23 protein-coding genes are annotated in these 25,314 nt (G+C 71.4%); 10 read left to right on the forward strand and 13 right to left on the reverse strand.

The annotated features are described in order from the left end of the window. Nucleotides 1–26: 26 nt before the first annotated feature. The 4 genes from O7607_RS23385 to O7607_RS23400 all read right to left on the reverse strand — a co-directional run bounded on the left by O7607_RS23385 (nt 27) and on the right by O7607_RS23400 (nt 4,365). The gene (locus tag O7607_RS23385) at nt 27–1,133 is read right to left on the reverse strand and encodes a ParB/RepB/Spo0J family partition protein (protein WP_332367319.1); all 1,107 of its coding nucleotides are present in this window, start codon (nt 1,131–1,133) and stop codon (nt 27–29) included. Between the two features lie 82 nt (nt 1,134–1,215). Then, entirely contained in the window at nt 1,216–2,697 is a 1,482-nt protein-coding gene (locus O7607_RS23390) for an FAD-dependent monooxygenase (RefSeq protein WP_269705329.1), read from the reverse strand. Then, nucleotides 2,694–4,175, reverse strand: a complete 1,482-nt coding sequence (locus O7607_RS23395) for an FAD-dependent monooxygenase (RefSeq protein ID WP_269705330.1) — start codon at nt 4,173–4,175, stop codon at nt 2,694–2,696. Before O7607_RS23395 ends, O7607_RS23390 begins: the two co-directional genes overlap by 4 nt. Further along, entirely contained in the window at nt 4,165–4,365 is a 201-nt protein-coding gene (locus O7607_RS23400; RefSeq protein ID WP_269705332.1) for a hypothetical protein, read from the reverse strand. The genes O7607_RS23395 and O7607_RS23400 overlap by 11 nt, the downstream gene beginning before the upstream one ends. A gap of 26 nt (nt 4,366–4,391) precedes the next feature. Between O7607_RS23400 and O7607_RS23405 the strand changes: the two genes are divergently transcribed. After that, nucleotides 4,392–5,120 carry an SDR family oxidoreductase gene (locus O7607_RS23405; RefSeq protein WP_269705333.1) on the forward strand — a complete coding sequence of 243 codons (729 nt, stop codon included), beginning with the start codon at nt 4,392–4,394 and terminating at the stop codon, nt 5,118–5,120. Between the two features lie 50 nt (nt 5,121–5,170). Next, the gene (locus O7607_RS23410) at nt 5,171–6,040 is read left to right on the forward strand and encodes an NmrA/HSCARG family protein (protein WP_269705334.1); all 870 of its coding nucleotides are present in this window, start codon (nt 5,171–5,173) and stop codon (nt 6,038–6,040) included. Between the two features lie 62 nt (nt 6,041–6,102). Here the strand turns inward: O7607_RS23410 and O7607_RS23415 are convergent, their stop codons facing one another. The 3 genes from O7607_RS23415 to O7607_RS23425 form a co-directional block, all read right to left on the reverse strand. Continuing rightward, entirely contained in the window at nt 6,103–6,720 is a 618-nt protein-coding gene (locus O7607_RS23415; protein WP_269705335.1) for a mycothiol-dependent nitroreductase Rv2466c family protein, read from the reverse strand. Nucleotides 6,721–6,782: 62 nt separating this feature from the next. After that, entirely contained in the window at nt 6,783–7,112 is a 330-nt protein-coding gene (locus O7607_RS23420) for a TcmI family type II polyketide cyclase (protein ID WP_269705336.1), read from the reverse strand. A gap of 43 nt (nt 7,113–7,155) precedes the next feature. Beyond that, the gene (locus tag O7607_RS23425) at nt 7,156–7,941 is read right to left on the reverse strand and encodes an SDR family NAD(P)-dependent oxidoreductase (RefSeq protein ID WP_269705338.1); all 786 of its coding nucleotides are present in this window, start codon (nt 7,939–7,941) and stop codon (nt 7,156–7,158) included. 195 nt (nt 7,942–8,136) lie between these two features. Between O7607_RS23425 and O7607_RS23430 the strand changes: the two genes are divergently transcribed. From O7607_RS23430 to O7607_RS23455, 6 genes are read left to right on the forward strand one after another with little or no spacing between them, the layout of a single operon-like run. Further along, nucleotides 8,137–9,174, forward strand: a complete 1,038-nt coding sequence (locus tag O7607_RS23430; RefSeq protein WP_269705339.1) for a methyltransferase — start codon at nt 8,137–8,139, stop codon at nt 9,172–9,174. A 54-nt stretch (nt 9,175–9,228) separates the two neighbouring features. Continuing rightward, nucleotides 9,229–10,740 carry an FAD-dependent monooxygenase gene (locus O7607_RS23435; protein WP_269705340.1) on the forward strand — a complete coding sequence of 504 codons (1,512 nt, stop codon included), beginning with the start codon at nt 9,229–9,231 and terminating at the stop codon, nt 10,738–10,740. Between the two features lie 26 nt (nt 10,741–10,766). After that, a complete protein-coding gene (locus O7607_RS23440) occupies nt 10,767–11,726 on the forward strand; it encodes an aromatase/cyclase (protein WP_269705341.1) in 960 nt (319 codons plus the stop codon). Then, the gene (locus tag O7607_RS23445; protein WP_269705342.1) at nt 11,723–13,159 is read left to right on the forward strand and encodes an FAD-dependent monooxygenase; all 1,437 of its coding nucleotides are present in this window, start codon (nt 11,723–11,725) and stop codon (nt 13,157–13,159) included. Before O7607_RS23440 ends, O7607_RS23445 begins: the two co-directional genes overlap by 4 nt. Further along, nucleotides 13,146–14,624, forward strand: a complete 1,479-nt coding sequence (locus tag O7607_RS23450) for an FAD-dependent monooxygenase (protein ID WP_269705343.1) — start codon at nt 13,146–13,148, stop codon at nt 14,622–14,624. Before O7607_RS23445 ends, O7607_RS23450 begins: the two co-directional genes overlap by 14 nt. 56 nt (nt 14,625–14,680) lie before the next feature. Further along, nucleotides 14,681–15,424, forward strand: coding sequence for an antibiotic biosynthesis monooxygenase family protein (locus O7607_RS23455; RefSeq protein WP_269705344.1), 744 nt, complete (start codon nt 14,681–14,683; stop codon nt 15,422–15,424). Between the two features lie 68 nt (nt 15,425–15,492). Here O7607_RS23455 and O7607_RS23460 read toward each other — a convergent pair whose 3' ends face one another. From O7607_RS23460 to O7607_RS23480, 5 genes are all read right to left on the reverse strand, one after another. Continuing rightward, complete coding sequence (locus O7607_RS23460) at nt 15,493–17,382, reverse strand: hypothetical protein (protein WP_269705345.1); 1,890 nt, start codon at nt 17,380–17,382, stop codon at nt 15,493–15,495. Continuing rightward, on the reverse strand, nt 17,357–17,713 hold the full coding sequence (locus tag O7607_RS23465; RefSeq protein WP_269705346.1) for a 4Fe-4S dicluster-binding protein: 357 nt from the start codon (nt 17,711–17,713) through the stop codon (nt 17,357–17,359). The genes O7607_RS23460 and O7607_RS23465 overlap by 26 nt, the downstream gene beginning before the upstream one ends. A 74-nt stretch (nt 17,714–17,787) precedes the next feature. After that, entirely contained in the window at nt 17,788–18,582 is a 795-nt protein-coding gene (locus tag O7607_RS23470) for a DUF3050 domain-containing protein (RefSeq protein ID WP_269705347.1), read from the reverse strand. A 36-nt stretch (nt 18,583–18,618) separates the two neighbouring features. Further along, on the reverse strand, nt 18,619–20,118 hold the full coding sequence (locus O7607_RS23475; protein ID WP_332367320.1) for a glutamine synthetase family protein: 1,500 nt from the start codon (nt 20,116–20,118) through the stop codon (nt 18,619–18,621). Then, entirely contained in the window at nt 20,115–21,551 is a 1,437-nt protein-coding gene (locus O7607_RS23480) for an amidase (RefSeq protein WP_269705349.1), read from the reverse strand. Before O7607_RS23480 ends, O7607_RS23475 begins: the two co-directional genes overlap by 4 nt. A gap of 192 nt (nt 21,552–21,743) precedes the next feature. On the opposite strand from O7607_RS23480, the gene purB reads away from it, so the two are divergent. Together purB and O7607_RS23490 are read left to right on the forward strand one after the other, a co-directional pair. Further along, complete coding sequence (gene purB, locus O7607_RS23485; protein ID WP_269705350.1) at nt 21,744–23,030, forward strand: adenylosuccinate lyase; 1,287 nt, start codon at nt 21,744–21,746, stop codon at nt 23,028–23,030. Continuing rightward, nucleotides 23,014–23,415: a GNAT family N-acetyltransferase gene (locus tag O7607_RS23490; protein WP_269705351.1), complete on the forward strand. Its 402-nt coding sequence runs from the start codon at nt 23,014–23,016 to the stop codon at nt 23,413–23,415. Before purB ends, O7607_RS23490 begins: the two co-directional genes overlap by 17 nt. A gap of 110 nt (nt 23,416–23,525) precedes the next feature. On the opposite strand, the gene O7607_RS23495 is transcribed toward O7607_RS23490, so the two are convergent. Beyond that, nucleotides 23,526–25,292 (reverse strand): ABC transporter ATP-binding protein, encoded by a 1,767-nt coding sequence (locus tag O7607_RS23495; RefSeq protein WP_269705352.1) that lies wholly within the window; start codon nt 25,290–25,292, stop codon nt 23,526–23,528. Between the last annotated feature and the right edge of the window lie 22 nt (nt 25,293–25,314).

The raw sequence follows: 25,314 nt of genomic DNA on the forward strand, positions 1-25,314 counted from the left end.
GCGGTGTGCGGTGTGAACCGCGGCCGTTACTGTCCGGCTTCCTGCTTCCGCTTCAGCTGCTCGGCGAACAGGCTCCACTCCTTGCTGATGCTGTCCGCGATGGGAGCGATCACGCTCAGCCAGTGCGGCGGGATCGAGCCGGCGACGTCGCGCCACCGATCCGGGGCGCCCGCGTGCCATGCCATCCAGCGGATGAACGCCCGGCCGCCCTCGGTGTACCGGATCGACGGGTCGGTGGCCAGTTTCTCCGCCACCCCGGCCCAGGTGAGTGGGGCGTCCGAGCAGCCCTTGCGTCGTACCACCGCGCGGGGAGCCGCCGGCGAGGCGGCGGTCGCTGTCGCGGCTCTGTCGTCCGGCTCCCCGTCCGGGCGGTCCGCGGGCTGGCGGTGCCCGTTACGCTCGGGGCTGATGCCACGGCGGAGCCGGGCGCTCACGTCGTGCACGGTGCCGAGGGAGACGTCCGCCTCCCGGGCGACCTGCCGGAGCGGGGCGTTCGGGTGTGCGCTGAGGTACTCGGCGGCGCGCCGCCGGCCCTCCGCGGCGGTGACCGGGCGCCGCCTCCCGTCCCGGCCGATCCGCTTGCTCCCGGGATCGACGGCGCCCGCCGACCGGGCGCGCAGCGACGCGATGGTCTTCGCGCTCAGCCCGGTGATGCCGGCCAGGGCGCGATCGGACCAGTCGGGATGCTGGGCCAGGACCCGATCGGCGCCGGCCAGGCGGTCGGCCCGGGACAGGGGAAGCCCGTGGGCGATGTTGGCCTTCATCGCCAGGACGAGTGCCTCGGAGGCGGTGCAGTCCAGGAAGCGGGCCTTGATGACCTGGTCGCCGCGGAGCCGGGCGGCTTCCAGCCGGTGCAGGCCGTCGATGACGCACCAGCCGTCCTCCTGGACGAGGATCGGCGGAAGCTCCGCGGTGCCGGCCGCGTCGACGAGCAGTTGCACGTGGGCGGGGTTCGTCCCGCCCTGACGCAGACGAAGGTTGGGTGACAGCGCGTTGACGGGAACGTCCCGCGCCGGGAGCCTCTCGAAGTTCCTCAGATCGAATCCGTCCCCGTCAGTGGACCCGTCGTCGTCCGACACGGCGAGCGCGAGGCTCTCCCTAGCCAGAGCAGCCTGCCCGTTGCGGCGAGACATCCGGTGCGACCCCCCTCTGTTGCGGTTTGCGACGAGGTTGGCAGAGGGATCTTTAGCCGCAGTCGAGACGGGGTGGACAGGGCTAGCCGTCGGCCGGTCGTACCCCGGTGCTGGTGAGGGCGCTGCCGAACCAGTGGGTGAGGGTGTCGGTGAGGGTGTCGGTGCTGCCGGGTGAGGTCCAGGCGACGTAGCCGTCGGGTCGGATGAGGACGGTGTCGAGTGGGGTGTCGGGTTGGTGGGTCCAGGTTCCGGTGACGGTGTCGACGCGGTCGTGCCAGTGGTGGGTGGGTGGTGTGGTGGTGTCGGTGGTGACGAGGACGGCGCGGGCGGGGTGGAGGAGGTCGGCGATGCGGGTGTGGGTGCCGTCGGGCAGGGTGAGTTGGTCATCGGGTGGCATGCGTCGGCCGAGCAGGGGGTGGTCGCCGGGGCCGGTGTCGTAGCGGATGCCCAGCCCGCTGAGCATCCCGGCGAGATGTCCGGCCGAGTCCCGGTAGGTGGCCAGCTCGGCGAGCACACCGCGGACCGGGTCCATCTCCTCGCCGGTGAGCCGCAGCTCGATGGCGGCCCGGGCGTTGCGGGCCAGCTGCCGCCCGATCGGGAGGCGCTCGGTCTGGTAGGTGTCGAGCAGGCCGTCCGGCGCCCAGCCCCGCACCGCCGCCGCCAGCTTCCAACCGAGGTTCACCGCGTCCTGGACGCCCACGCTCAAACCCTGCGCCATTGCCGGTGGCTGCACGTGAGCGGCGTCGCCGGCCAGGAACACCCGGCCACGCCGGTACTCCGCGGCGACGCGCGAGGCGTCGGTGAAGCAGCTGATCCAGCGACACCGTCCGTGGTGGATGGACTCACCGGTGAGCCGCTGCCACGCGTCGGCGAGTTCCCGGTAGCTCAGCGAGTCGCGGTCCTTCGGGCGCATGCCCCGCTCGTGCACGACGACGCGGGTGACACCGTTCTCCAGGTCCATCGCCATCACCATGCTGCCGCCGGGCAGGTTCTCGCCGATGCGCCGGCGGCGGGTGTCGATCCCGGTGACGTCGGCGGTGTAGAACCCGCGGGTGGGTTCCGGGCCGGTGAAGTCGATGCCGGCGAACCGGCGGACGGCGCTGCGTCCGCCGTCGCAGCCCACCAGGTACCGAGCGGCGTCCCGGCCGCTGCCCTCCGGACCGTCGAAGGTGACGACGACGCCGTCCGCGCTCTCCTCGAAGCCCGTGACCTCGTATCCACGGCGCACCGGCACCCCGAGTTCGGCCACCCAGCCTTCCAGCATCCGCTCGGTGCGGAACTGGGAGATTCCCCGGAAGCCGGCGTGATTCTCCGGCAGCAGGCCGAGGTCGAGGGGCACGCCACCGAAGTGGCTGTCCGCCGGCTCCGTCGCGCCCAGCCTGCCCAGCAGCCCACGCTGGTCGAAGCACTCGGCCGTACGCCGGGTGAAGCTGGCGCCGCGCGACTCCGTCGGCCGCTCGGGCAGCTTCTCGTAGACGACGACATCGGCTCCGCCGAGGCGCAGTTCGCCGGCCATCATCAGACCGACGGGGCCGGCCCCGACCACGATCACGTCCCGGGTCATCGCGCTGCTCCGATCCGGCCGGCGTCGACGCTGCCGAACCAGTGGGTGAGGGTGTCGGTGAGGGTGTCGGTGCTGCCGGGTGAGGTCCAGGCGACGTAGCCGTCGGGTCGGATGAGGACGGTGTCGAGTGGGGTGTCGGGTTGGTGGGTCCAGGTTCCGGTGACGGTGTCGACGCGGTCGTGCCAGTGGTGGGTGGGTGGTGTGGTGGTGTCGGTGGTGACGAGGACGGCGCGGGCGGGGTGGAGGAGGTCGGCGATGCGGGTGTGGGTGCCGTCGGGCAGGGTGAGTTGGTCATCGGGTGGCATGCGTCGGCCGAGCAGGGGGTGGTCGCCGGGGCCGGTGTCGTAGCGGATGCCCAGCCCGCTGCCCAGACCGATGAGGTGTGCCGCCGCCGCCTTCGCGGTGGCCAGGTCGGACAGCACGCGACGCAGGGGTTCCACGCCGTCGTCGCCGAGGTACAGCATCGACGCGGCCTTGGCGTTGCTGATCAGCTGCCGTCCGATCGGGTGGCGTTCGGCCTGGTAGGTGTCGAGCAGGCCGTCCGGCGCCCAGCCCCGTACCGCCGCCGCCAGCTTCCAGCCCAGGTTCACCGCGTCCAGCAGGCCGGCGCTGAGCCCCCAGGCGGCAAGCGGTGGCATCTCGTGCGCGGCGTCGCCGGCGAGGAAGATCCGGCCGTGCCGGTACTCGTCGGCCACCGCTGAGGCGTTGCCGCTGGCCCACAACCACGGTGCCGCGCCGTGGTGGATGGATTCGCCGGTGAGCCGCTGCCACGCGTCGGCGACCTCGGTGAACGTCAGTGCCGCCGGATCGGGGTGCGGGCGCAGCGCCCGGTCGTGGATCACGATGCGGTAGCGGCCCTGGCCGACCGGAGTGCACACCACCATGTTGCCGCCGGGAAGGCGTTCACCGATCGGTCGCGGCCGCAGCGCCACCCCGGTGACCTCCGCGGTGTACATGCCCCGGGTGGCCGGCGTCGCGTCGGCCCCGATACCGGCCAGCGCACGGACGGTGCTTCCCGCGCCGTCGCACCCGACCAGGTAGGCGGCGGTCTCCTCGACGCGTCCCGCGGGCTCGTCGAAGGTCGCCACGACCCCGTGCTCCGTCTGCCGCAGGCCGACCAGCTCGTGGCGCCGGCGGACCGGTACGCCGAGTTCGTTCAGCCACCCCGCCAGCATCTCCTCGGTCCGGGACTGAGGCAGGCCCAGCACACCACTGTGGTCGTCGTCGAGCATGTCGAGAGCGATCCGCACGCCCCCGAAGTGGCCCATCGGGCCCCACCGGAAGGCGCCGAGCCGGGGGAGCAGACCGCGTTGGTCCAGCGACTCGGCGGCGCGCCTGTTGAAGCCGAGCGCGCGGGACTCACCGGTGGGCGCGGCGAGCCGGTCGTAGACGCGGACTCTCGCCCCACCCAGGTGCAGTTCGCCGGCGAGCATCAGGCCGACCGGGCCCGCGCCCACCACGATCACATCAGTTTGCATTGTTTCGGACCTCCACGCGCCGCGGCCAGAGAATCGCGACGCCAAAGTACACATCATTTCCGCGCGGCTCAACGTCGAACCATCGAAACGTGCTCAATTGTTCGACCGTGCATTCCTCCTGGTTGAACCGGTGGCCGCGCAGAGCAATTTCAGAGATGCCGGATGTCGTGCTGCCGATCAGGATGGACACAAAAGCACGAGGGAAGGATTCCAGACGTGCCGGTCGGCAGAATCGCGCTCATCACGGGCGCGAACAAGGGCATCGGGTACGAGATCGCACGCCAGATGGGGGAGCGGGGATACGTCGTCCTCGTCGGAGCCCGGGACGAGGTCCGCGGCAAGCAGGCGGTCGAGTCGCTGTCGGCCGGGGGCGTCGAGGCCGTCCGGCTGCGGATCGACGTGACGGACGAGACCTCCGTCGTCGACGCCGCGGCCGAGATCGAGCGGCGCTACGGCCGCCTGGACGTGCTGGTGAACAACGCCGGGATCGCCGGCGGCTCCACCGGTGCCCCCAGCACGGTGAGCGCGGCCGATCTCCGTCAGGTGTACGAGACGAACGTCCTCGGTGTCGTGTCGGTGACGAACGCGATGCTCCCGCTGCTGCGCCGCGCCGAGGCCGCGCGAATCGTCAACATGTCCAGCCACCTGGGCTCCCTCACCCTGAACTCGGCACCGGACTCGCCGTTCGCCGGCCTCAACATGGTCGCGTACCAGTCGTCGAAGACCGCGCTGAACGCCGTCACTGTCGCGTACGCCAAGGAGCTGCGGGACACGCCGATCAAGGTGAACGCGGCGAGCCCCGGAGTGGTGGCGACGGACCTCAACCACCACCGCGGAAACCGGACTCCGGCTCAGGGGGCGGCGATCGCGGTCCGGCTGGCGACGCTCGACGACACGGGACCGTCGGGCGCCTGCCTGGCGGAGGAAGGCGTCGTTCCCTGGTGACAGGCCCGGGGCGACGGATCGACGACTTGACGACAAGGGGGACAGGGATCGTGGCGGTAGATGGGCCGATTCTGGTGCTGGGCGGTACCGGCCGGCAGGGTGGTGCGACCGCTCGCGAGCTGCTGAGGCGAGGGCGGGTGGTGCACGCCCTGGTCCGCGACCCGCAGGCTCCCGCGGCGCGGGCGCTGGCCGACGCGGGCGCCGTGCTGGTGCACGGCGACTTCGACGACGAGGCCTCGTTGCGGGCGGCGATGACCGGCGTGCACGGGGTGTTCAGCGTCCAGACGTTCCGGACGCCCGGCGGGGTGGCCACCGAGGAGCGGCAGGGCAAGGCGGTGGCCGACGCGGCCGCCCGGACCGGCGTGGCACACCTCGTCTACAGCTCCGTCGGCGGCGCGGAACGGTCCAGCGGTGTCGACCACTTCGAGAGCAAGTGGCACGTCGAGCAGCACATCCAGAAGCTCGGTGTCCCGGCGACCGTCCTGCGGCCGACGATGTTCCACGAGGTCTTCCTGGACACCGGTCCCCGCCTCGTGGACGGCCGGCTGGTCCTCGGCCTGTGGCTGCGGCCCGACGTCCCGCTGCAGCTCATCGCGACCAGCGACATCGCCGGGTTCGCCGCGGACGCCTTCGAGGATCCGGACACCTGGCTGGGCCGGCAGGTGGAGATCGCCGGTGACGAACTCACCGGGCCGCAGATGGCCGAGGCGTTCGCGCGCGTGGCGGGCATTCCGGCGCGCTACCAGGAGCTGCCCATCGAACAGCTCCGAGCCGTTCGCCCGGACCTGGCGGCCATGTTCGACTTCTTCAACGACAGGGGCTACCGCGCCGACCTGCCGGCACTCCGGCGCATCCGGCAGGACCTGGTCAGCCTGGAGGACTTCCTGCGTACCAGCTGGACCGCCCCTGTGGCGGCCTGACCAGCCGGCGCGACAAATGTGCCCGCCCTCCCGATCCGGGGAGGGCGGGCACATCGCGCGGATCAGGTGACGACCGGGCCGCTGGTGCGGCTGCGCTTGAGCTCGAAAAACCCGTCGGTCCGGGCCAGCGCGAGCACGCCGTCCCAGAGCCGGAGCGCGGCGTCGCCACGCGGGACCGGTGACACCACCGGGCCGAAGAACGCGACGTCCCCCACCGCGATGACCGGTGTGCCCACGTCGGTGCCGACCCGGCTGATGCCGTCGTCGTGCGAGGCTCGAACGGCCTCGTCGAACTCGTCGGACCCGGCCGCCGCGGCCACCCCGGGATCCATGCCGGCGGCGACCAGCGCCGCCTCGTAGGTGGCCCGGTCCCGGGACGCCCGGTCGACGTGGAACCGGGTACCCAGTTCGGTGTAGAGCCGTCCCAGCGACTCCGGCCCGTACCGCTGCTCGGCGGCGACGCAGACCCGCACCGCCTCCAGCGAGGACCGCAGACCCGTCCGGTACCGCTCGGGCAGGTCGTCGCGCCCCTCGTTGAGCACCGCCAGACTCATGACGTGCCAGCACGGCCTGACCGGACGGTGTTCGGCGACTTCGAGAATCCACCGAGAGGTGATCCACGCCCATGGACACGTCGGGTCGAACCAGAAGTCCACAGTGGTACCGACACCGTCCGGCATCGCCGGCCTCCTCGCAGTGCTTGTGATCGGAACTCGTACGACTCGCGAGTGCGGCCGGCGGATCAGCCGAGCGGCTCCCAGTGGTAGAAGCGGGTGGCCATGGCGTCCGCGGGGGAGCGCCAGGTCGCCGGGTCGTACGGCTCGATGAACGGCTTCAGGTCCTCGCTGATCCTGATGAACCGGGGGTCGGTGCGGGCCTCGATGATCCGCTCGCCGCCGTACTCGCCGTCGAAGTCCTGCAGGTGGAAGTACAACCCTCGATAGCTGAAGAGCTCACGACGCCGGGTGCCCATGCGCTGTGGCATGTCGGTCCGGTCGAACGCGCCGAACAGTTCGGCCACCTCGGTCGACGACTGCGGTTGCATCCGACCGACGATCAGGGTGCTGTGCATGTCAAGCTCACCGCCTTCGTTGCGGGATCGGGGGTGGACGCGATCAGTAGTTCCCGAGGCCACCACAGACGTTCATCGCCTGCGCGGTCACCGGGGCGGCGGCATCACTGACCAGATAACCGACGAGGCCGGCGACCTCCTCGGGGGTGGAGTACCGGCCGAGGGGGATCTTCGCCTCGAACCGCTCGAGGATCGCCGCCTCGGTCGTCTCGAAGTGCGCGGCGTAGCCCTGCCGTACCCGCTGGGCCATGGGCGTCTCGACGTAGCCGGGACAGACGGCGTTCACCGTGACCCCGGTCTTCGCCAGTTCCAGTCCCAGCGCCTTCGTGAAGCCGACGACACCGTGCTTGGACGCGGAGTACGGGGCGCCCAGCACCACACCCTGCTTGCCGCCGGTCGACGCGATGTTGATGATCCGTCCCCAGCCGCGGTCGAGCGACCCGCCCGACCGGAGCACCTCCCGGGTCACCCGGAAGACGCCGTTCAGGTTGGTCTCGATGACGTCGTACCAGAGTTCGTCACTGATGTCGCTGGTCACCCCGCCGCCGCTGCGGCCGGCGCTGTTGACCAGGACGTCGACACGCCCGTACCTGCGCACGGCGGCAGCCACCAGCTGTTCGACGTCCTCACCGCGCCGGACGTCGGCGGTCACGCCGTCGGCGTCGTGACCGGCCGCGCGTAGCTTGCCGACCGTCTCCTCGACGGATTCGGGGTTCCGCGCACAGACGAAGACCTTGAGGCCGTCACGGGCGAGTCTTTCCGCCACCGCAAGGCCGATTCCGCTGGTTCCACCGGTGATCAGCGCAACTCGCTGTCCGTTGTCCGTCATTCGACCCGCCCCTCACCAATATCGTGTCGCGGCAGTATCTCAGCAATTTCAGAAATCTCACTCGAGCCTCGGTGGAAGCATTTGTTTCAACCGCTCCGGCTCTCCAGTTGAACGACCTCGGCGGAGCTTGCGATCGGAAAAGGCACCGATCTATCGTCTGGCAACCCCGCAATTTCCCATTCCTGGAGGAGAATCATGTCCGCATTGCCTACCGTGCCCGCAGTGCGGGACAACTCGGCGGCCTACGCGCTGCTCGATCTGATCCAGGGTTCGGTGATCACCCAGGCGATCTCCGTGGCAGCCAAGCTCGGCGTCGCCGACGTTCTCGCCGACGGGCCCCTGCCGGCCGAGGAGATCGCCAAGCGCGTCGGATCCGACAGCGAGGCGACGTACCGGCTGCTGCGTACTCTCTCCGGTTGCTCGGTGTTCGCGCTTCGGGCCGACGGCCGGTTCGAGCTCACGCCGATGGGTGACGCGCTGCGCGAGGGCGCCCCGGACTCGATGCGCGGCATCGCCATGCTGATGGGGCACCCGCTGCTCTGGGAGGAGTGGGCGCACCTCATCGAGTCGGTCCGCACCGGCGAGGCCAACATGCCCAAGCTGCGCGGCATGGGCGCCTACGAGTTCCTCATGTCGAACCCCGCGTACGCCGCCGAGTTCTTCCAGGGCATGGGCAGCATGTCCGACTCGGAGACCGACCCGGTCCTCGCGGCGTACGACTTCTCGAGCTTCGGCACCATCGTGGACGTCGTCGGCGGGCGCGGCCGGCTCCTGGCCGGCATCCTCGCCGGGGCAACCAAGACCCGGGGCATCCTGTACGACAACGAGGTCGCGACCGCTGACGCGCCGGCGACGCTCGAGGCCGCAGGCGTCGCCGACCGGGTCACGATCGAGAACGGTTCCCACTTCGACAAGCTGCCGGCCGGGGCCGACGCCTACGTGCTCAAGCACATCCTGCACGACTTCCCGGAGCAGGCATGCCTGCAGCTGCTGCAGAACGTCCGGGAGGCGATCGCTCCCGGCGGCCGGATGCTCGTGATCGAGTACGTGCTCGAGGAGAACAACAAGCGCCACATCGGAAACATCATCGACCTGTGGCTGCTGCTCCTCCTCGGCGCGAAGGAGCGCACCCTGCCGCAGTACACCGAGCTCTTCGCCAAGGCGGGCATGAAGGTCACCAGGGTGATCCCCACCGCCTCGCCGGTCTCGATCATCGAAGCCACTCCCGCCTGAGCCGCGGCGGGCACGCCCCGGCTGCGGGACTCCCACGAGAAGCGAGGTCAGATCATGGATACGGATGTCATCGTCATCGGTGCTGGTCCCACGGGACTGATGCTCGCTGCCGAACTTCGCCTCGGTGGCGCGGAGGTCACCGTCTTCGAACGGCGGAGCGAGCGGAGCTGGGAGTCACGCGGCATCGGCTTCACGGCGCGCGCGGCGGAGGTGTTCCAGCAGCGCGGCCTCCTCGAGAGGCTGGAGAACACCGAGATCACCCGGCAGGGGCACTTCGGCGGCATCCCGCTCGACTTCGGGGTGCTCGAGGACTCGCACTTCGGCGTGCGCGGCGCACCCCAGTTCGTGGTGGAGGAGATGCTGGAGAAGCGGGCGCTGGAACTCGGTGTGACTCTGCACCGCGGGCACGAGCTCACCGACCTGGCCGATTCGGGAGACGGCGTCACGGTGACCGTGCAGGGTCCCGACGGCCGTGCCGAGTACTCGGCCCGGTACCTCGTCGGGTGTGACGGCGGCCGGAGCACGGTGCGGAAGCTGGCCGCCTTCGACTTCCCGGGCCGGGACGCGACGTGCGAGATGTACCTGGCGGACGTCACCGGCTGTGACATCCGGCCCCGGATGATCGGCGAACTGCTCCCGAACGGCATGGTCATGGCGGGCCCGCTCGGCGAGGGCTACTTCCGCATCATCGTCTGCGAGACCGGTACGCCGCCGGACCGCAACCGCCAGGTCACCTTCGCCGACGTGGCGGACGCCTGGCAGCGGCTTACCGGCGACTCCATCCACGGCGGCGAGGCGCGATGGGTCAGCCGCTTCACCGACGCCACGCGGCAGGTCACCGAGTACCGGCGGGGCCGCGTCCTGCTGGCCGGCGACGCCGCGCACATCCACCTCCCCGCCGGCGGCCAGGGGATGAGCATCGGCCTGCAGGACGCGGTGAACCTCGGCTGGAAGCTCGCGGCCGCGGTCCGGGGGACGGGGGACGACGCCCTTCTCGACACGTATCACAGCGAGCGGCACCCGGTGGGCGCCCGGGTCCTGCGCAACACGCGGGCCCAGGGGACCCTGAACCTCAGCGGCAAGGCGACGGAGCCGCTGCGGGCCGTCGTGGCGGAGCTCATCGCGCTGCCCGTGGTGGCGCGACACCTGTCCGGCATGGTGAGCGGACTCGACATCCGGTACGACGTCGGCGCGGAGGGCCACCCGCTCCTCGGCGCGCGGATCCCGGACCGGGACGTGGACCTCGCGGACGGCGGCACCGACCGGATCGCGCGGCTGCTGCACACCGCGCGCGGCGTGCTGATCACCGCCGACGGCTCCGGGGAGACCAGCCGTCGCGCCGCGCCCTGGTCCGACCGGGTCGACGTGGTACGCGTCCGCAGCGTGCCGGTCGGGTCGCGCGAGGACGGGGCCGCGCCGGAATCGGTGCTGGTCCGCCCGGACGGGCACGTCGCCTGGGTCGCGCCGGACGGAGGCGACCTCGACGAGGCGCTGCGGCGCTGGTTCGGCGCGCCCCGGCCGGCCGGCGACACGGCGGACTCCCCGCAGCTCGCGTCCGCCCGATAGACGTCCCGTCGCCAGAGGAGGCAAACGTGACCACCGATACGGTCCACGAGACGGAGCACCTGATCGTCGTCGACGCTCCCGCCGAGCGGGTCTACGCCCTGATCGAGGATGTCGGCACCTGGCCGGAGGTGTTCCCGCCGACCGTGCACGCCGAGTGTCTCGAACGCGACGGCGACACCGAGCTGATCAGGATCTGGGCGACCGCCAACGGCGTCGCCAAGACGTGGACGTCCCGCCGCCGACACGACCCCGACCGCCTGAGCGTGTCGTTCCGGCAGGAGCGGTCGCAGCATCCGGTCGGCGGCATGGGCGGGGCGTGGGTGATCGAGCCGATCACCGACGCCACCTGCCGGGTACGGCTGCTGCACGACTTCTTCCCGGCCAGCGACGAGCCCGCCGACCTCGAGTGGATCAAGCAGGCGGTGGACCGCAACAGCGCGTCGGAGCTGCAGGCGCTGAAGTCCAGCGCCGAGCCGGCGGAGCCGGGCCAGTGCTTCACCTTCGCCGACACCGTGACGGTCGAGGGCAGCGCCGAGGACGTCTACGACTTCCTCAACAACGCCCAGCTGTGGCCGCAGCGGCTCCCGCACGTCGCCCGGGTCTCGCTCGAGGAGGATTCGCCGGGCCTCCAGGTGCTCGAGATGGACACCCGGACCAAGGACGGGTCGGTGCACACGACGCGCTCCGTCCGCGTGTGTGAACCCCACCGCAGCATCGTGTACAAGCAGACCGTCACGCCCGCACTGATGACGCTGCACACCGGCCGCTGGCTCATCGAGCCGCAGGGCGCCGGCCAGGTGGCGGTCACCTCGCGGCACACGGTCCGGATCAACACCGCGCGGATCACCGAGCTCCTGGGCCCGGAGGCCGATCTGGCCACGGCGCAGCAGCTGGTCCGCAACGCCCTCAGTGCCAACAGCCTGACGACCCTGCGGGCCGCGAAGGCGTACGCCGAGGGCGGCGGCGGCAGGCACCCGGTCCCGTGACCGTCTCCCCGGTCGTCGTCGTCGGTGCCGGCCCGGTCGGACTCATGCTGGCCTGCGAACTCGGACGGGCTCGCGTGCCGGTCGTCGTCGTGGAGCGTCTCGCCACGCCGATGACCGAGTCGCGGGCCAGCCAGCTCTCCACGTTGACCGCGGAGTTGCTGCACGAGCGCGGGTTCGACGAGCTGCTCGACGAGGCGGTGCACGAGCCGCGCGCGCACTTCGCGGGTCTCGCGTTCGACCTGTCGCAGCTGGACAGCGACTACCGGGGCGGCTGGAAGGTGCCCCAGTACCGGACCGAGGCCGTCCTCGGGCGGCAGGCCGAACGCCTCGGCGTGACAGTGCTGCGGGCGCAGGAGCTGACCGGGCTCACCGAGCGGCCGGACCACGTGGTGTGCCGGCTCCGGGGACCAGACGGTGATCGGACCGTCAGGGCCCGCTTCGTGGTCGGGTGCGACGGGGCGCACAGCACCGTACGCCGGCTGCACGGGTTCCCGGCGTCGGTCACGCCGGCGACGAAGGAGCTGCTGCGGGCGGACGTGACGGGTGTCCGGATCCGCGACCGCAGGTTCGAGCGGCTGGACGGCGGGTTCGCGGTGGCGGCGACCCGCGACGGTGTGACACGGGTGATGGTGCACCCGCGCGGCCGGCCGGTGACCCGGCGCAGCGGTCCTCCCGATTTCGGCGAGGTGATCCGGGCCTGGCGGGACGTCACCGGCGAGGACCTGTCCGGCGGGACCGCCGTCTGGCTCGACGCGTTCGACAACTCCAGAGGCCAGGCCGACGCGTACCGGCGTGGCCGGGTCCTGCTGGCCGGCGACGCCGCCCACTGGCACATGCCGATCGGCGGTCAGGCTCTCAACGTCGGGCTCCAGGACGCGGTCAACCTGGGCTGGAAGCTGGCCGCGACAGTGCACGGCCGGGCCGCTCCGGGGCTGCTGGACAGCTACCACGACGAGCGGCACCCCGTCGCGGCGCGCGTGCTCGACCACGTGGCGGCGCAGGAGATGTTGCTGCTGGGCGGCGCCGAGATCGATCCGCTGCGCGCGGTCCTCGCCGAACTCGTCGCACTCGGCCAGGTCCGCGCCCACCTGGCGGAGACGGCCGCCAACGTCGGCGACCGTTACGGCCCGCCGACATCGCCGCTGGTGGGGCGGCGGGTGGTGAACCTGCGGCTGCGCACGGACTCGGGACCGCTTCCGGTGGCGAACCCCGGGCCGGTCGTGGTCCGGCTCGCCCCCGGCCCGGACGCCGTCCGCCGCACTGTTCCCACGGTCCACGCACGTCCCGACAAGGGTTCCCTTCCGGGAACCACCGCCCTCCTCCTGCGGCCCGACGGCTACATCGCGTGGGCCGGCGACGACGAGGACGGCCTGAACCGGGCGATCGACAAGCTGCTACTCGCGGAAGGTAGGACGGACAATGCCAGAGTTTGACGCGGACGTCATCATCGTGGGGGCCGGCCCCACCGGGCTCATGCTCGCCGGGGAGCTTCGCCTGGCCGGCGTCGAGGCCCTCGTCCTGGACCGGCTCGCCGAGCCGACGAAGCAGTCCCGTGCGCTCGGCTTCTCGGCGCGCACCATCGAGGAGTTCGACCAGCGCGGGCTCCTGCCCCGCTTCGGCGAGCTGCAGACCATCCCCTTCGGTCACTTCGGCGGGCTCCCGCTGGACTACCGCGTCGTCGAGGGCGGCTCGTACGGCGCCCGGGGCAAGCCGCAGTCCCTCACCGAGGGCGTGCTGACCGGCTGGGCCGCCGAGCAGGGCGCCGCCGTCCTCCGCAGCCACGACGTGACAGGTGTGCGGGAGACCGACGACGGCGTCGAGCTGGACGTGGTCACCCCCGAGGGCCGCAAGCAGCTGCGTGCCCGCTACCTGGCCGGGTGCGACGGCGGCCGCAGCACCGTCCGCAAGCTGGTCGGCGTGGACTTCCCCGGCACCGACGCCACGATCGAGATGTGGTTCGCCGACGTGGCCGGCTGTGAACTGCGGCCCCGTTTCTCCGGCGAGCGGGTGCCGGGCGGGATGGTCATGGTGCTGCCGCTGGGCCCGGGGGTCAACCGCGTCGTCGTCTACGAGCGCGGCATGACCCGGCAGGGCGACGGCGCCCCGAGCTTCGCCGAGGTCGCCGCCGCGTGGAACCGGCTGACCGGCGAGGACATCAGCGGCGGGAAGCCGTTGTGGACGAGCTGGACGACCGACGCGAGCCGGCAGGCGGCGGAGTACCGGCGCGGACGTGTGTTCCTGCTCGGCGACGCCGCCCACATCCACCTGCCGGTGGGCGCGCAGGGGATGAGCGCGGGGGTCGGCGACGCCGTGAACCTCGGATGGAAGCTGGGCGCCGTGATCAACGGTCACGCCCCGGACGACCTGCTGGACACCTACCACGACGAGCGGCACCCGGTGGGCGCCCGGATCCTGACCAACACCCTCGCGCAGCGCATCCTGTACCTGGGCGGCGACGAGATGGACCCGATGCGGGCCGTCATGACGGAGCTGCTCGCGTACGAGGAGGTCCAGAAGCTGCTGGTGGGCATGGTCACCGGCCTGGACATCCGCTACGACGTCGGAGCGGGCAGCCACCCGCTGCTCGGCCGGCGGCTGCCCGACGTCGAGCTCACCGGCGACTTCGGCCCTTCCGGCACGACGCGCGCGTTCGAACTCCTGCACTCCGGCCGGGCCGTCGTCCTGGACCTGGCCGACGACGCGAAGCTGCGCGCCGCGGCCGAGCCGTGGAAGGACCGGGTCGACGTGGTGACCCCGGCGTCGCGGCCGTCCGGCGCGCTGGCCGACGTCGACGCCGTGCTGGTCCGCCCGGACGGCTATGTCGCGTGGGTCCGTCCCGACGCGGCGGACGGCACCGAGCTGCCCGACGCCCTGGCCCGGTGGTTCGGCCGAGCCTAGCCCTCTCGCGGCGGGCGCCGCCGCGATCACGTCCATCAGAGGATGCGAGGAGAAGCATGCCCTTCATCGACCCCGAGAACGGCTACCTGACGGTCATCAACCTGTTCAAGACCGACACCCCGGAGCGTGTGCACCGGCTCGTCGGCGAGATGCGGGCGATCGTCGACGTCGCCGACTACCCCGGCTGGATCTCGAGCACCGTGCACCAGGGGCAGGAGCGGCCCGGCACCGCCAACTTCATCCAGTGGCGAGGCAACCAGGACCTGGAGTCGCGGTACGCCGGCGACGAGTTCAAGCACCGGACGGTTCCGGTGTTCCACGAGATCGCCACGTACATCCGGCTGATGCAGACGGAGGTCGAGCTGAGTCAGCGCCACCCGGCACTGGGTGACGTCACGGAGATCTCACCGGACCGCGACGACTACACGGTCATCGAGATCCTCGGGGTGGCGCCCGCCGACCAGAGTGAGCTGATCCGCGTCCAGGGCGCCATGCACGAGTGGCTGGTGGACGTGCCGGGATACCGCTCCCAGACCGTCCTGCGCGGCATCCGGTCGCGCGGCGTCGGCGGCACCGACGGGGGTCTGACGGCCGTGGGCCAGGAGAAGGACTTCGTGGTGGTCTACTCGCAGTGGGACGGCAAGGAGTCCTACGACGCGTTCCGCGCCCTGCCCTCGGCGGATCAGCCCGCCGCGCGCCGCGCGTCGCTGGACAAGCGGGACTCGCTGGCGACCTCCGCCGAGTGGAACACCTACCGCGTCGTGCACTCCCGGTCCGCGGCGCAGACCACGCCCGCCTGACCCGGTCCACACACCGCCGGCGGCCCCTGGCGTTCTCGCCAGGGGCCGCTGACGGTTGCGGTGTCGTCCTATCGTGCGGTGATCGTCTCCCAGTGCCACCGGCTGTCGAACGCGGTGACGTCGAGGCCGGCGCCGTCGGCGACCAGCCGGGCGGCGCTGGTCGTCGCCCGGGCGATGAAGCCCGACGTGCGATGCGTGGCCAGCAGGTCCTGCTCGTCGAACGGCTTCCCTTCGCTGCGCAGCAGGCGCAGGTCGACGAAGCCGGTGAAGGTACGTCCCAGCACGACGACGGGCTGTGGACTGCGGATGCTGAAGCGCACCTTGGCGGCGACGTGGCCGTGATGGTGCTGATCGGAGTGGTAGGCGATGTCCGGCATCGTGGGCGGCACGAAGTAGTCCCGGTCCACCACCGCCGGCACCTTCGGCAGGTTGCCGACCAGGAAGTGCCACGAGTTGTACTGCATGCGCGCGGCGATGGACCACGCGGTGTCGGCCAGGTGGGCGGGGGAGTCCCCGAAGTACCGGCGGGCCTGCGGCGTGGGAACCACGCAGCAGAAGAAGTGCGGGATGTCCCACGCCGTGATCGTGGACCAGCTCTCCTCCCGGAGTGACGCGACGAGCCGGGTCAGCGAGCGCATGCCGCGGCTCATCGCGAAGTCGGCGTCGAACACCGTGGTCGCCGCGCACACCGTCTCGTACACCAGGGACTCCAGCCCCGTGCCGAAGTCGCCGTGCGGCTCGACCAGCCAGCCGGGTGACGCGTCGATGCCGGCACCGAGTTCCCCGAGTGTCGCTCCGGAGACGGGGAGCCGGTCACGCAGGCGGGCGCAGAGGTCCGCCTCGGCTCGTTCCACCCTGGCGGTGGCGGGTCCGGCGATCCGCTCGACCTTGTGCATCAACGGTCCGTGGATCTCCCGGTAGAGCTGAACCCGCCCGGCGATCTCGCGTCGGCGCCGCGCGACCGCCACCGCGAGCGCGTCGAGGGCCGCCACCCCGGCCGACGCGGCGGCCGGCACCGGGTCCCCGCCGGGGACCGCGTTGTACGCGACCCGCGTGCGTTCCAGGAGGTGGGCCACGTGGTCGAGCGTCAGCTGGGTGCCGTTGGCCTCCTCGATCCGGCCGTACCCGGCCGACCGGACCAGCAGCGTGAGGCAGACCACCATCAGGACATCGCTGTCCGACCACAGCTCCAGCGGTACGGCGACCAGGCTGCTCAACGCGCAGTCGGGGTGCCCGGGCCACAGCGTCTTGCCGGTCAGGGTGTTGTGGTCGCGGAAGTTGGTGTACTGCCGGTCGCCGCAGTAGAACACCACCGGCGCGGTCCGGCGGACCGCCTCGGTGAGCTCCTCCAGCACCTTCTCCCGGCCGTCCGGGCCGGCGTCGGCCAGCCAGCGGCGGCAGTCGGCGACCGAGTCGCGCAGGCGCTCGTCGGCTTCGGCGAGCCGCGTCCGGTAGTCCGCCAGGTCCTGCGCGGACCAGGGTACGCGCAGCACACCGCCGACGAGGTCGTCGGTACTGGTGAGCGGACCCCTCGACGGCACCCGGACGACCACCCGGCCGCCCGTGGTCAGCCCGACCTCGCCGAGGAAGGCCGCCTCGCTGCCACCGGCCGGCTGCGGCGCCACGCCGCCGCCGTCGTCGCGCCACGAGCGGCCGAACAGGATCCGCAGCGCGCACTCCTCTGCGGCGGGCAGGGCCCGGAGCTGGATGTCCGCCGGGACGTGCCCGTCGAGGGTGAGCAGCGTGTCCAGGGCCGCCGCCAGGTCCGGTTCGGTGGCCGCGCGCTGCCAGACCCGCTTCAGCAGACCGGGAAAACCGGCGTCCCCGGCGACCGGATAGTCGGGCCGGGCCGCGGCTCCGGCCTGCCGCCCGAGCCGGCTGGGCCGGCGGCTCTGCCGTGCCTTGGCCAGAGCGGCTCTGCGGGAGAGCCCGCTATCGGGCTCGACCGGCAAGGTCATGCTGCCCCTCCGCGGTGAGGTCGATGTGGTTCCAGAGGCTGTCGTCGGTGGCCGTCCACTGCTCGTCCACATAGATGCAGTCGACCGGGCAGACCATCACGCACACCGGGCACCCGGAGCACAGCTCCGGGATGATCACGACGTCCAGCCCCCGGTCGAAGATCGCCCCGAACTCGGGCGGGCAGCTGCGCAGGCACGTGTCGCACGTGATGCACTCGGAAGCCTCGATGCGGCGTGGCGGCTTCTTCCAGTCCTCGTTCCTGGTCCGCTGGGCGATCCGGGCGGCGCGCGCGGCGTCCGCTCCGGCAGCGGTCTCCTTTGCCCACGGCATGTCCTGTCCTCACCTCGTCTTCCTGGTGTCACCCGGGCACGCCGGCGGCCGCCCGGTACGAAGCGCACGGCCGATCAGCGGGAGCGCTCGGAGATCTCCGCGAGGATGCCGTCCCAGAGCCGGACCCGGGCCGCCAGCGCGGTGTTGATGGTGTCCTCGCACTGCTCCCACTTGCCGTTGTCGTCCCCGCACAGGTCGGCGAGCATCTGCATCGCCATCGGCGTGTGCTCCTCGCTGTCCACCTGGATGTGCCGCCGCAGGTAGTCGACGAAGGTGGAGAGCACGCCGACGCCGGCGTCGAGCGCGGCCACCTGGTCGAACATGTCGGGAATCAGGTCCTCGCGGCCGAACGCGAACGCGGCGGCCTGACAGTGCACGGGCGCGCCCTCGATGATCGTCCAGGTCGTACCGATGAACTCGGCCGAAGGCCCGGGCACGCCGGCCTTCTGGGCGGCGGCCCGCACCGGCTCGCCGGCGCGCAGCAGACCGATGAACTCGTCGATCCGGGTGGTGTCGGCGCCCGCCTGACGCATGCCGTTGACGTACAGCTCGAAGTGGCTGATGAAGCCGTCGCCGAGTTCGTCGCTCTCCTCGACGAGGGTGATGTCGTTGATGAGCCGGCTGCTGCCGGGATGCCCGGACGGCACCCAGGGCACCTCGACGCAGGTGAGCTGCCGCTGCAGCGACTTGAGCAGGGACATGAAGTCCCAGACCGCGAAGACGTGGTGCTCCATGAAGGTGACCACCGCGTCGACGGTGTTCAGCTGACCGTAGAGCGGGTGCCCGATCACCTTCTGCCGGGCGGGCTCGACGGCGTCCTTGAGCTTGTCGATGGCGGGGGTGGACCCTCCCCAGTCGTACCGTGACATGACCGTTCTCCTTTCGAGCGGGTGGGGCCGGCGTGGTCAGAAGACACCGAAGTACTCGCGGTGCTCCCATTCGGTGACGTGGTCGGCGGGCGGGTGTTCCGTCGCGCACCAGGCGCGGAAGCGGGACGCCTCGCTCTCCTTGAGCTTCGTCAGACAGGTCTTCAGCGGCGTGCCGAGCAGCTCCTCGGCTCGGCTGCTCGCCCGGAACGCGTCGATCGCCTCGTCCAGCGACGTCGGCAGCCCGTCGGGCTCACCGCCGCCCGGGGCGGCGCCGGCGTCCAGCCCGGCCAGGCCCGCGTACAGCTGCGAGGCGATGACCAGGTACGGATTCGCGCACGGTTCCCCGACCCGGTTCTCGACGTGCGTCGAGCTGCCGCCGCTCAGCACCCGGACCATGGCGCTGCGGTCCTCCTCGCGCCAGTCGGCGGCGGTGGGGGAGAGCGTGAACCGCGGCGCCAGCCGGTGGTAGCCGTTCACGGTCGGGACGGACAGCAGGCACAGCTCCCGCGCGTGGGCCAGCAGGCCCTGCACGTAGGCCTCGCCCGCGGGGGAGAGCGGACCCGCCGTGCCGGCGTCCGGCGCGAACAGGTTGCGGCTCGTCGCCGTGCTCGTCACCGACTGGTGCAGGTGCCAGCCGCTCGGGTCGAACCCGTCCAGCCGGGGCAGCGTCATGAACGACGCGTGGTAGCCGCGGCGCCTGCACTCCTGCTTGATCTGGGTGCGGAACAGCAGCATCGCGTCCGCCGCGTCCAGCGCCAGCATCGGGTCGAACGTCGTCTCGAGCTGCCCCGGACCGGACTCGTGCTCGATCGTGCGCAGCGGCAGGCCGAGTGCCATGAGCATCGCGGCCAACGGGTCGGCGACGTCGGCCACCGCGTCGTAGTAGCTGTCGAGGTTGAACTGGTACCCGGGGTTGACGGCCTCCACCGACGGGGCCGGGCCCTGCCGGCCGAATCCGTTGCCCTCGTTGCCCACCGGCCCGGCGGTCCGGCGCGTCAGGTACCACTCGACCTCGAGCCCGATCACCGGCACGAGGTGCCGGTCGGCGTACATGGCGCACACCCGGCGCAGGACCTCGCGGGACGCCAGCGGGTGCGGCGTGCCGTCGCGCAGGTATTCGTTGCCGAGGACCCAGGCGGTCCGTTGCTCGCGCACCGGCAGCACCTGGAACGTGCGCGGATCCGGGACCAGCACGAAGTCGCCCGCGCCGAGCAGCTCGCCGACGCCGACGCCGGAGTCGGCGAGGAAGTCCACGGCGACGGCATGGCCGGTGTCGAAGAGGAACGGTCCCGGACTGAAGTCCATGCCGTTGCGCAGCACCGTGCGGAAGACGTTCACCGGTACGGTCTTGGACCGGGCCAGGCCGTGCGGGTCGCAGAAGACGACCCGGACGAGATCCACGTCGTCGAGCTGCGCCTCGACCTTCTCGGCCGCGGCAGCCTGCTCGTCGTCCCACAGGCCGAACTCGGTCACGAACGAGGGGCGCCCGACGCCGCTGCCGTCGCCGAGCAGGGACCATCGCCTGGACATCGTCATCGTCCTCCTTGACTCTCGCAGCCGGACGGCAGCATCGTGTGGGCCAGTTCCGACTCGACCCGGGCGGCCAGCCGGAGCACCAGGTCGTCGTCGCCGGGCCGTCCCACGAGTTGCAGCCCGACCGGCAACCCGCGGGACGTCAGGCCGGCCGGCAGGGACAGCGCCGGCTGACCGGTGATGTTGAACGGGTACGTCGCCGGCGACCACGCGAGCCACAGCAGATCGGCCGGGTCGGCGGCCCAGGGCGGGGCGACGGCGTCGGCGTCGAACGGCTCGATCGGGACGGTCGCCATGGCCAGCAGGTCGTAGCGTTCCATCACGGCGGCGAGCGTCGCCCGCAGCGTCATCCGCACCTCCTCGGCCCGCATCACGGCCGCGCCGGTCAGCGACCGCCCGTACCGCACGACCGCCAGCCGGCCCTCGTCGCAGAGGTGCTCGTCCTCCGGCGCCGTACCGTCGGCCTCGGCGGCGGCGACGACATCCACCAGGGCCGCGTACGGGTCGGCGAACGGGACCTCGATGCGCTCGACGCGGTGGCCCAGGCCGGTCAGCACCGACGGGACGGCGTCGGTCACGCCGCGGACCTCGTCGGACGTTCCCGGGAACTCCAGCCAGCCGATCCGCAGCGACGCGGGCGCCGCCCGGGACGCCAAGGGGCCCGTGGACGAGTCCGGGTCCCGCTGGTCCGGCCCGGTCAGCACGGCCATCAGCTCGGCGACGTCGGCGACGCTGCGGGCCAGCGGTCCCACGTGCGCCAGGCGGTCGGCGCACGGCGGTACGTAGGGGATCCGGGCGAAGGACGGCTTGAACCCGACCACACCGCAGAACGCCGCGGGGATACGCACCGAGCCGGCCCCGTCCGTGCCGATCGACGCGGCGCACAGGCCCGCCGCCACCGCGGCGGCGGATCCGCCGCTCGAACCGCCGGCGGTCCGGTCCGGTGCCCAGGGGTTCCGCGTCGGCCCGGCGAGCCGGTTCACCGTGCTGGCGCTCCACCCGTACTCCGACGTCGTCGTCTTGCCCACGACGATCGCACCCGCCGCGCGCAGGCGCGCCACGGCGGGCGCGTCCGCCGCCGCCCGGCGGTTGGGCAGGAGCGAGCCCCGGCGGGTGGGAAGGTCTCGTGTCTGGATCAGGTCCTTGACGGAGACCGGGACGCCGAGCAGCGGCCGTTCCCGGAAGGCCGCCTCGCCGACGGTGCGGATCATCCGGTCGGCCGCGTCCGCCTCGCGCAGCGCGCCGTCGCCCGCCACCGCGACGAACGCCCCGATTTCCGGGTCGGTGTCGCGAATGGCGTCCAGGACGTTCCGTACGTGCGCCGCGACCGTCGAACGGCCCGTGAGAAACAGTTGTCTCGTCTCGTGGATGCTGCCGCAGACCGGCTGCCTGATACTGGAACCCGTGAATACCGGCACCGCACCACTACAGGTCATCGACGCGTATTCGTGCAAGTGTTCGCGTGCCGGTGGGAGCCGGTCGGAGCAATCGCGGAGAAGAAATGCCTCATCCTTCGGGGTGGGCTCTGTTCAACTGCTGAAAAATGGTCTACCAGGCGAAAGCACGCACGGATAAAACAGAAAACACGGCTGTACAGCACATCGACGGAATGACTATTCTGCACAGTCATGATTCCCCGTTATTCTCTGCCCGAGATGGCGGACATCTGGTCGGACCAGGCGCGCTACGCGACATGGACCGAGGTGGAGGTCCTGGCCACGCAGGCGCAGGCGATTCTGGGACGCGTACCGGAGAGCGCCCTCAACGACATCCGGAGCGCCCGTGTGCCTTCGGTGGCCCAGGTGGTCGCGCACGAGCGCGAGCGCGACCACGAGATCCTCGCCTTCCTCGCGGCCCTCTGCGAGGGCATCCCGGAGGACTCCGCCCGGTGGGTGCACCTCGGGATGACCAGCTACGACCTCGTCGACACCGCCCAGGGCTCCACCATGGCCCGGGCCTGCGACCTGCTGCTCGGTGCGGCGGTGCGGCTCCGCGCGGTACTGGCGGACCAGGCGGTCGCGCACTGGCACACGGTGTGCATCGGACGGACCCACGGGATGCACGCCGAGCCCACCACGCTGGGCCACAAGTTCGCCGGTTTCGCCTTCGCGATCGACCGGTCCGTGCGGCGGCTGCGGGCGGCACGCTCGGAGGTCGCGGTCGGGACGATCTCCGGGTCCGTCGGGACCTACGCGCTCATCGACCCGTTCGTCGAGGAGTACGTCTGCGCCGAGCTGGGCCTCGGCGTGGAACCCGCGCCGACCCAGGTCGTGGCGCGCGACCGGCACGCGCAACTCCTGCACGTGATCGCCCTCCTCGGCGGATGCGTCGAGCAGATCGCCACCGAGGTCCGCCTGCTCTCACGTACCGAGATCCGTGAGGTGGAGGAGCCCCGGCCGGCCGCCTACCAGGGGTCGAGCGCCATGCCGCACAAGCGCAACCCCACGAGCAGCGAGCGACTGGTGGGACTGGCGCGCCTGCTGCGCGGATACTCGGGGACGATGCTGGAGAACGTGGCGCTGTGGCACGAGCGGGACCTGTCGCACTCCTCGGTGGAGCGGGTCGTCCTGCCGGACGCGATGATCGTCGCGCACTACCAGGTGAGCGCGGCGACGGCGCTGGTGGCGGGGCTCCAGGTCTTTCCCGACCGCATGCGGGCGGCCGTCGACCTCACCAACGGCCTGGTCTACAGTTCCGCGGTCCTGGCCGACCTGCTGGAGCGCGGCACCGAGCGGGAACGTGCCTACCGGGCGGTTCAAGCCGCCGCCGACGGAGCCGGCTCCGGCGACGCCGACTTCGGGACCCTGCTCCGTGCCCAGGGGGTCGACGTCGGCCCGCTTCGGCCGGACCGTTTCCTCGTCCACCACGATGTCGTCCTCAAGCGATTGGAAAGCCTCCGTGAACTGGAAGATTGAACGCGAGACGGGCGCCGACCTGGATATGGAAGCGGTCCTGGGCGTCTACCGGTCCTCCGGGCTGGGCGAGCGCCGGCCCATTGCTGACGTCGCGCGAATGGCCACCATGGTGAGATCGGCGAACCTGATCGTGACCTGCCGAATCGAGGGTGAGCTGGTGGGCATCGCGAGGAGTGTTTCCGACTTCTCGTACGTGACCTACCTCTCGGACATCGCCGTCGCGCGTTCCCATCAGCGCTCCGGTATCGGCAAGGCCCTCATCGAGGCGACCCGGAACGAGGCGCCGATGGCCAAGATCGTGCTCCTGTCGGCGCCCGCCGCGAGCGACTACTACCCGCACATCGGTTTCACCCGGCACGATTCCGCCTGGGTGCTCAATCCGTAGCAAGGCAGGCCCGCGGTGCCGGACCCGCACGGCGAAACGGCCGGTGCGGGTACCGGCGTGCCGCGGGCCGGGCGCGTGATCCGCGCCCGGCTCGACCGGTGGCGGTCCCGTCAGCGGGTCTCGGCGGGAAGCTGGGCGTCGCGGCTGATCAGCATCGCGTAGTGGCCCCCCAGCGCCAGCAGCTCGTCGTGGGTACCGCGCTCGACGATCGTGCCGGCGTCCAACACGATGATCTCGTCGGCGTCCCGGATCGTCGACAGCCGGTGGGCGATCGTGACTGTGGTGCGGCCGGCGCTCGCCGCCTCGATGGCCTGGTGCACGGCCTGCTCGGTCTGGTTGTCCAAGGCGCTCGTGGCTTCGTCCAGCACGAGAATCGGCGGGTCGCGCAGGACCGCGCGGGCGATCGCCAGGCGCTGCCGCTCCCCGCCGGAGAACCGGAATCCGCGTTCGCCCACCACCGTGTCGTAGCCGTCGGGAAGAGACATCAGGTGGTCGTGGATGTGTGCGATCTTCGCGGCCGCGACGAGTTCGTCGTCGGTCGCCCCGGGCCGGGCGAACCGCAGGTTCTCGGCGACCGAGGTGTGGAACAGGTAGGTCTCCTGGAAGACCATCCCGACCGCCCCGGCGAGCGAGTCGGCGGACATGTCCCGCACGTCGACGCCGTCGATGGTCACCCGCCCGGACGTCACGTCGTACAGCCGCGGAATCAGGTAACTGAGGGTGGTCTTGCCGGATCCGGTCTCGCCGACGATGGCGAGCTTGCGCCCGGCGGGAACGGTGATGTCTATGGCGTTGAGCGTGGGCCGGGCGGCGCCCGGGTACGCGAAGCAGACCCCCTGCATCCGCAGTTCGCCGCGCGGCTTCACCGTGGTGGCGTGCCGGGGCTCGCTGATCTCCACCGGCAGGTCGAGGTACTCGAAGATCCGGTTGAACAGTTCGAGCGAGGTCTGCAGCTCCACGGCGACATCCAGCAGGGACACCGCCGGTCGCAGCAGGTTCTGTTGCAGCGTGGTGAAGGCGACCAACGTACCGATGGAGATCGCCATGCTGTCGCCCCGGCCGCTCTGCCCCGCCACCCAGTAGATCACCGCCGGCATCGACGCCATGACGACCCACGTCGTCGCCTGGCTCCACCGGCCCGCCGTCTGCGAGCGGATCTCCAGATCCGACAGGGTCCGGGACTCGGCGGTGAAGGCGTCGGTCAGCGAGCGGGAGCGTCCCATCGTCCGGGCCAGCAGCACGCCACTGACGGACAACGACTCCTGCACGATCGCGGCGATCGTCGCGTACTGGCGTTGCCGCTCCCGGGTGATGCGGCGCCGCTGGTTGCCCACCCGGCGGCCCACCCACACGAAGAACGGCACCATCACCAGCGACACGATGGTGAGACGCCAGTCGAGGATGGCCATCGCGACGACGGTGGCCACCACGACTGTCACGTCGGACACCAGGGTCGTCGCGGACGTGGTCACGGTGGCCTGCATGTCGCCGATGTCGTTGGTGATCCGCGACTGCACCTCGCCGGCGCGGGTCCGCGTGTAGAAGGCCAGCGGCATGCGCTGCAGGTGCGCGTAGACAGCCGATCGCAGGTCGTGCATGACCTGCTCGCCGACCTTCGTCGACACGTACGTCTGCCAGACGACGAAGGAGCTGTTCGCGACCGAGGCGAGGATCATGCCGAGGGCGAGGACGGTCAGCAGGCCCGTCCGTCCCTGGGGCAGGGCCACGTCCAGGATCTCGCGGATCAGGAACGGGTTGACGAGGAAGACCGCTGAGGTGGCGCAGACGAGAGCGGCGACGAGCAGCAGGCTCCATCCGTACGGGCGGAAGAGCCGGAGGATGCGCCGCAACGGCACATGGGGGTCAGCGGTGGTCACCAGGCCTCCTCAGCCGACGTGC

The organism is Micromonospora sp. WMMA1949, from assembly GCF_027460145.1.
In the GTDB taxonomy this organism is placed as follows: domain Bacteria; phylum Actinomycetota; class Actinomycetes; order Mycobacteriales; family Micromonosporaceae; genus Micromonospora.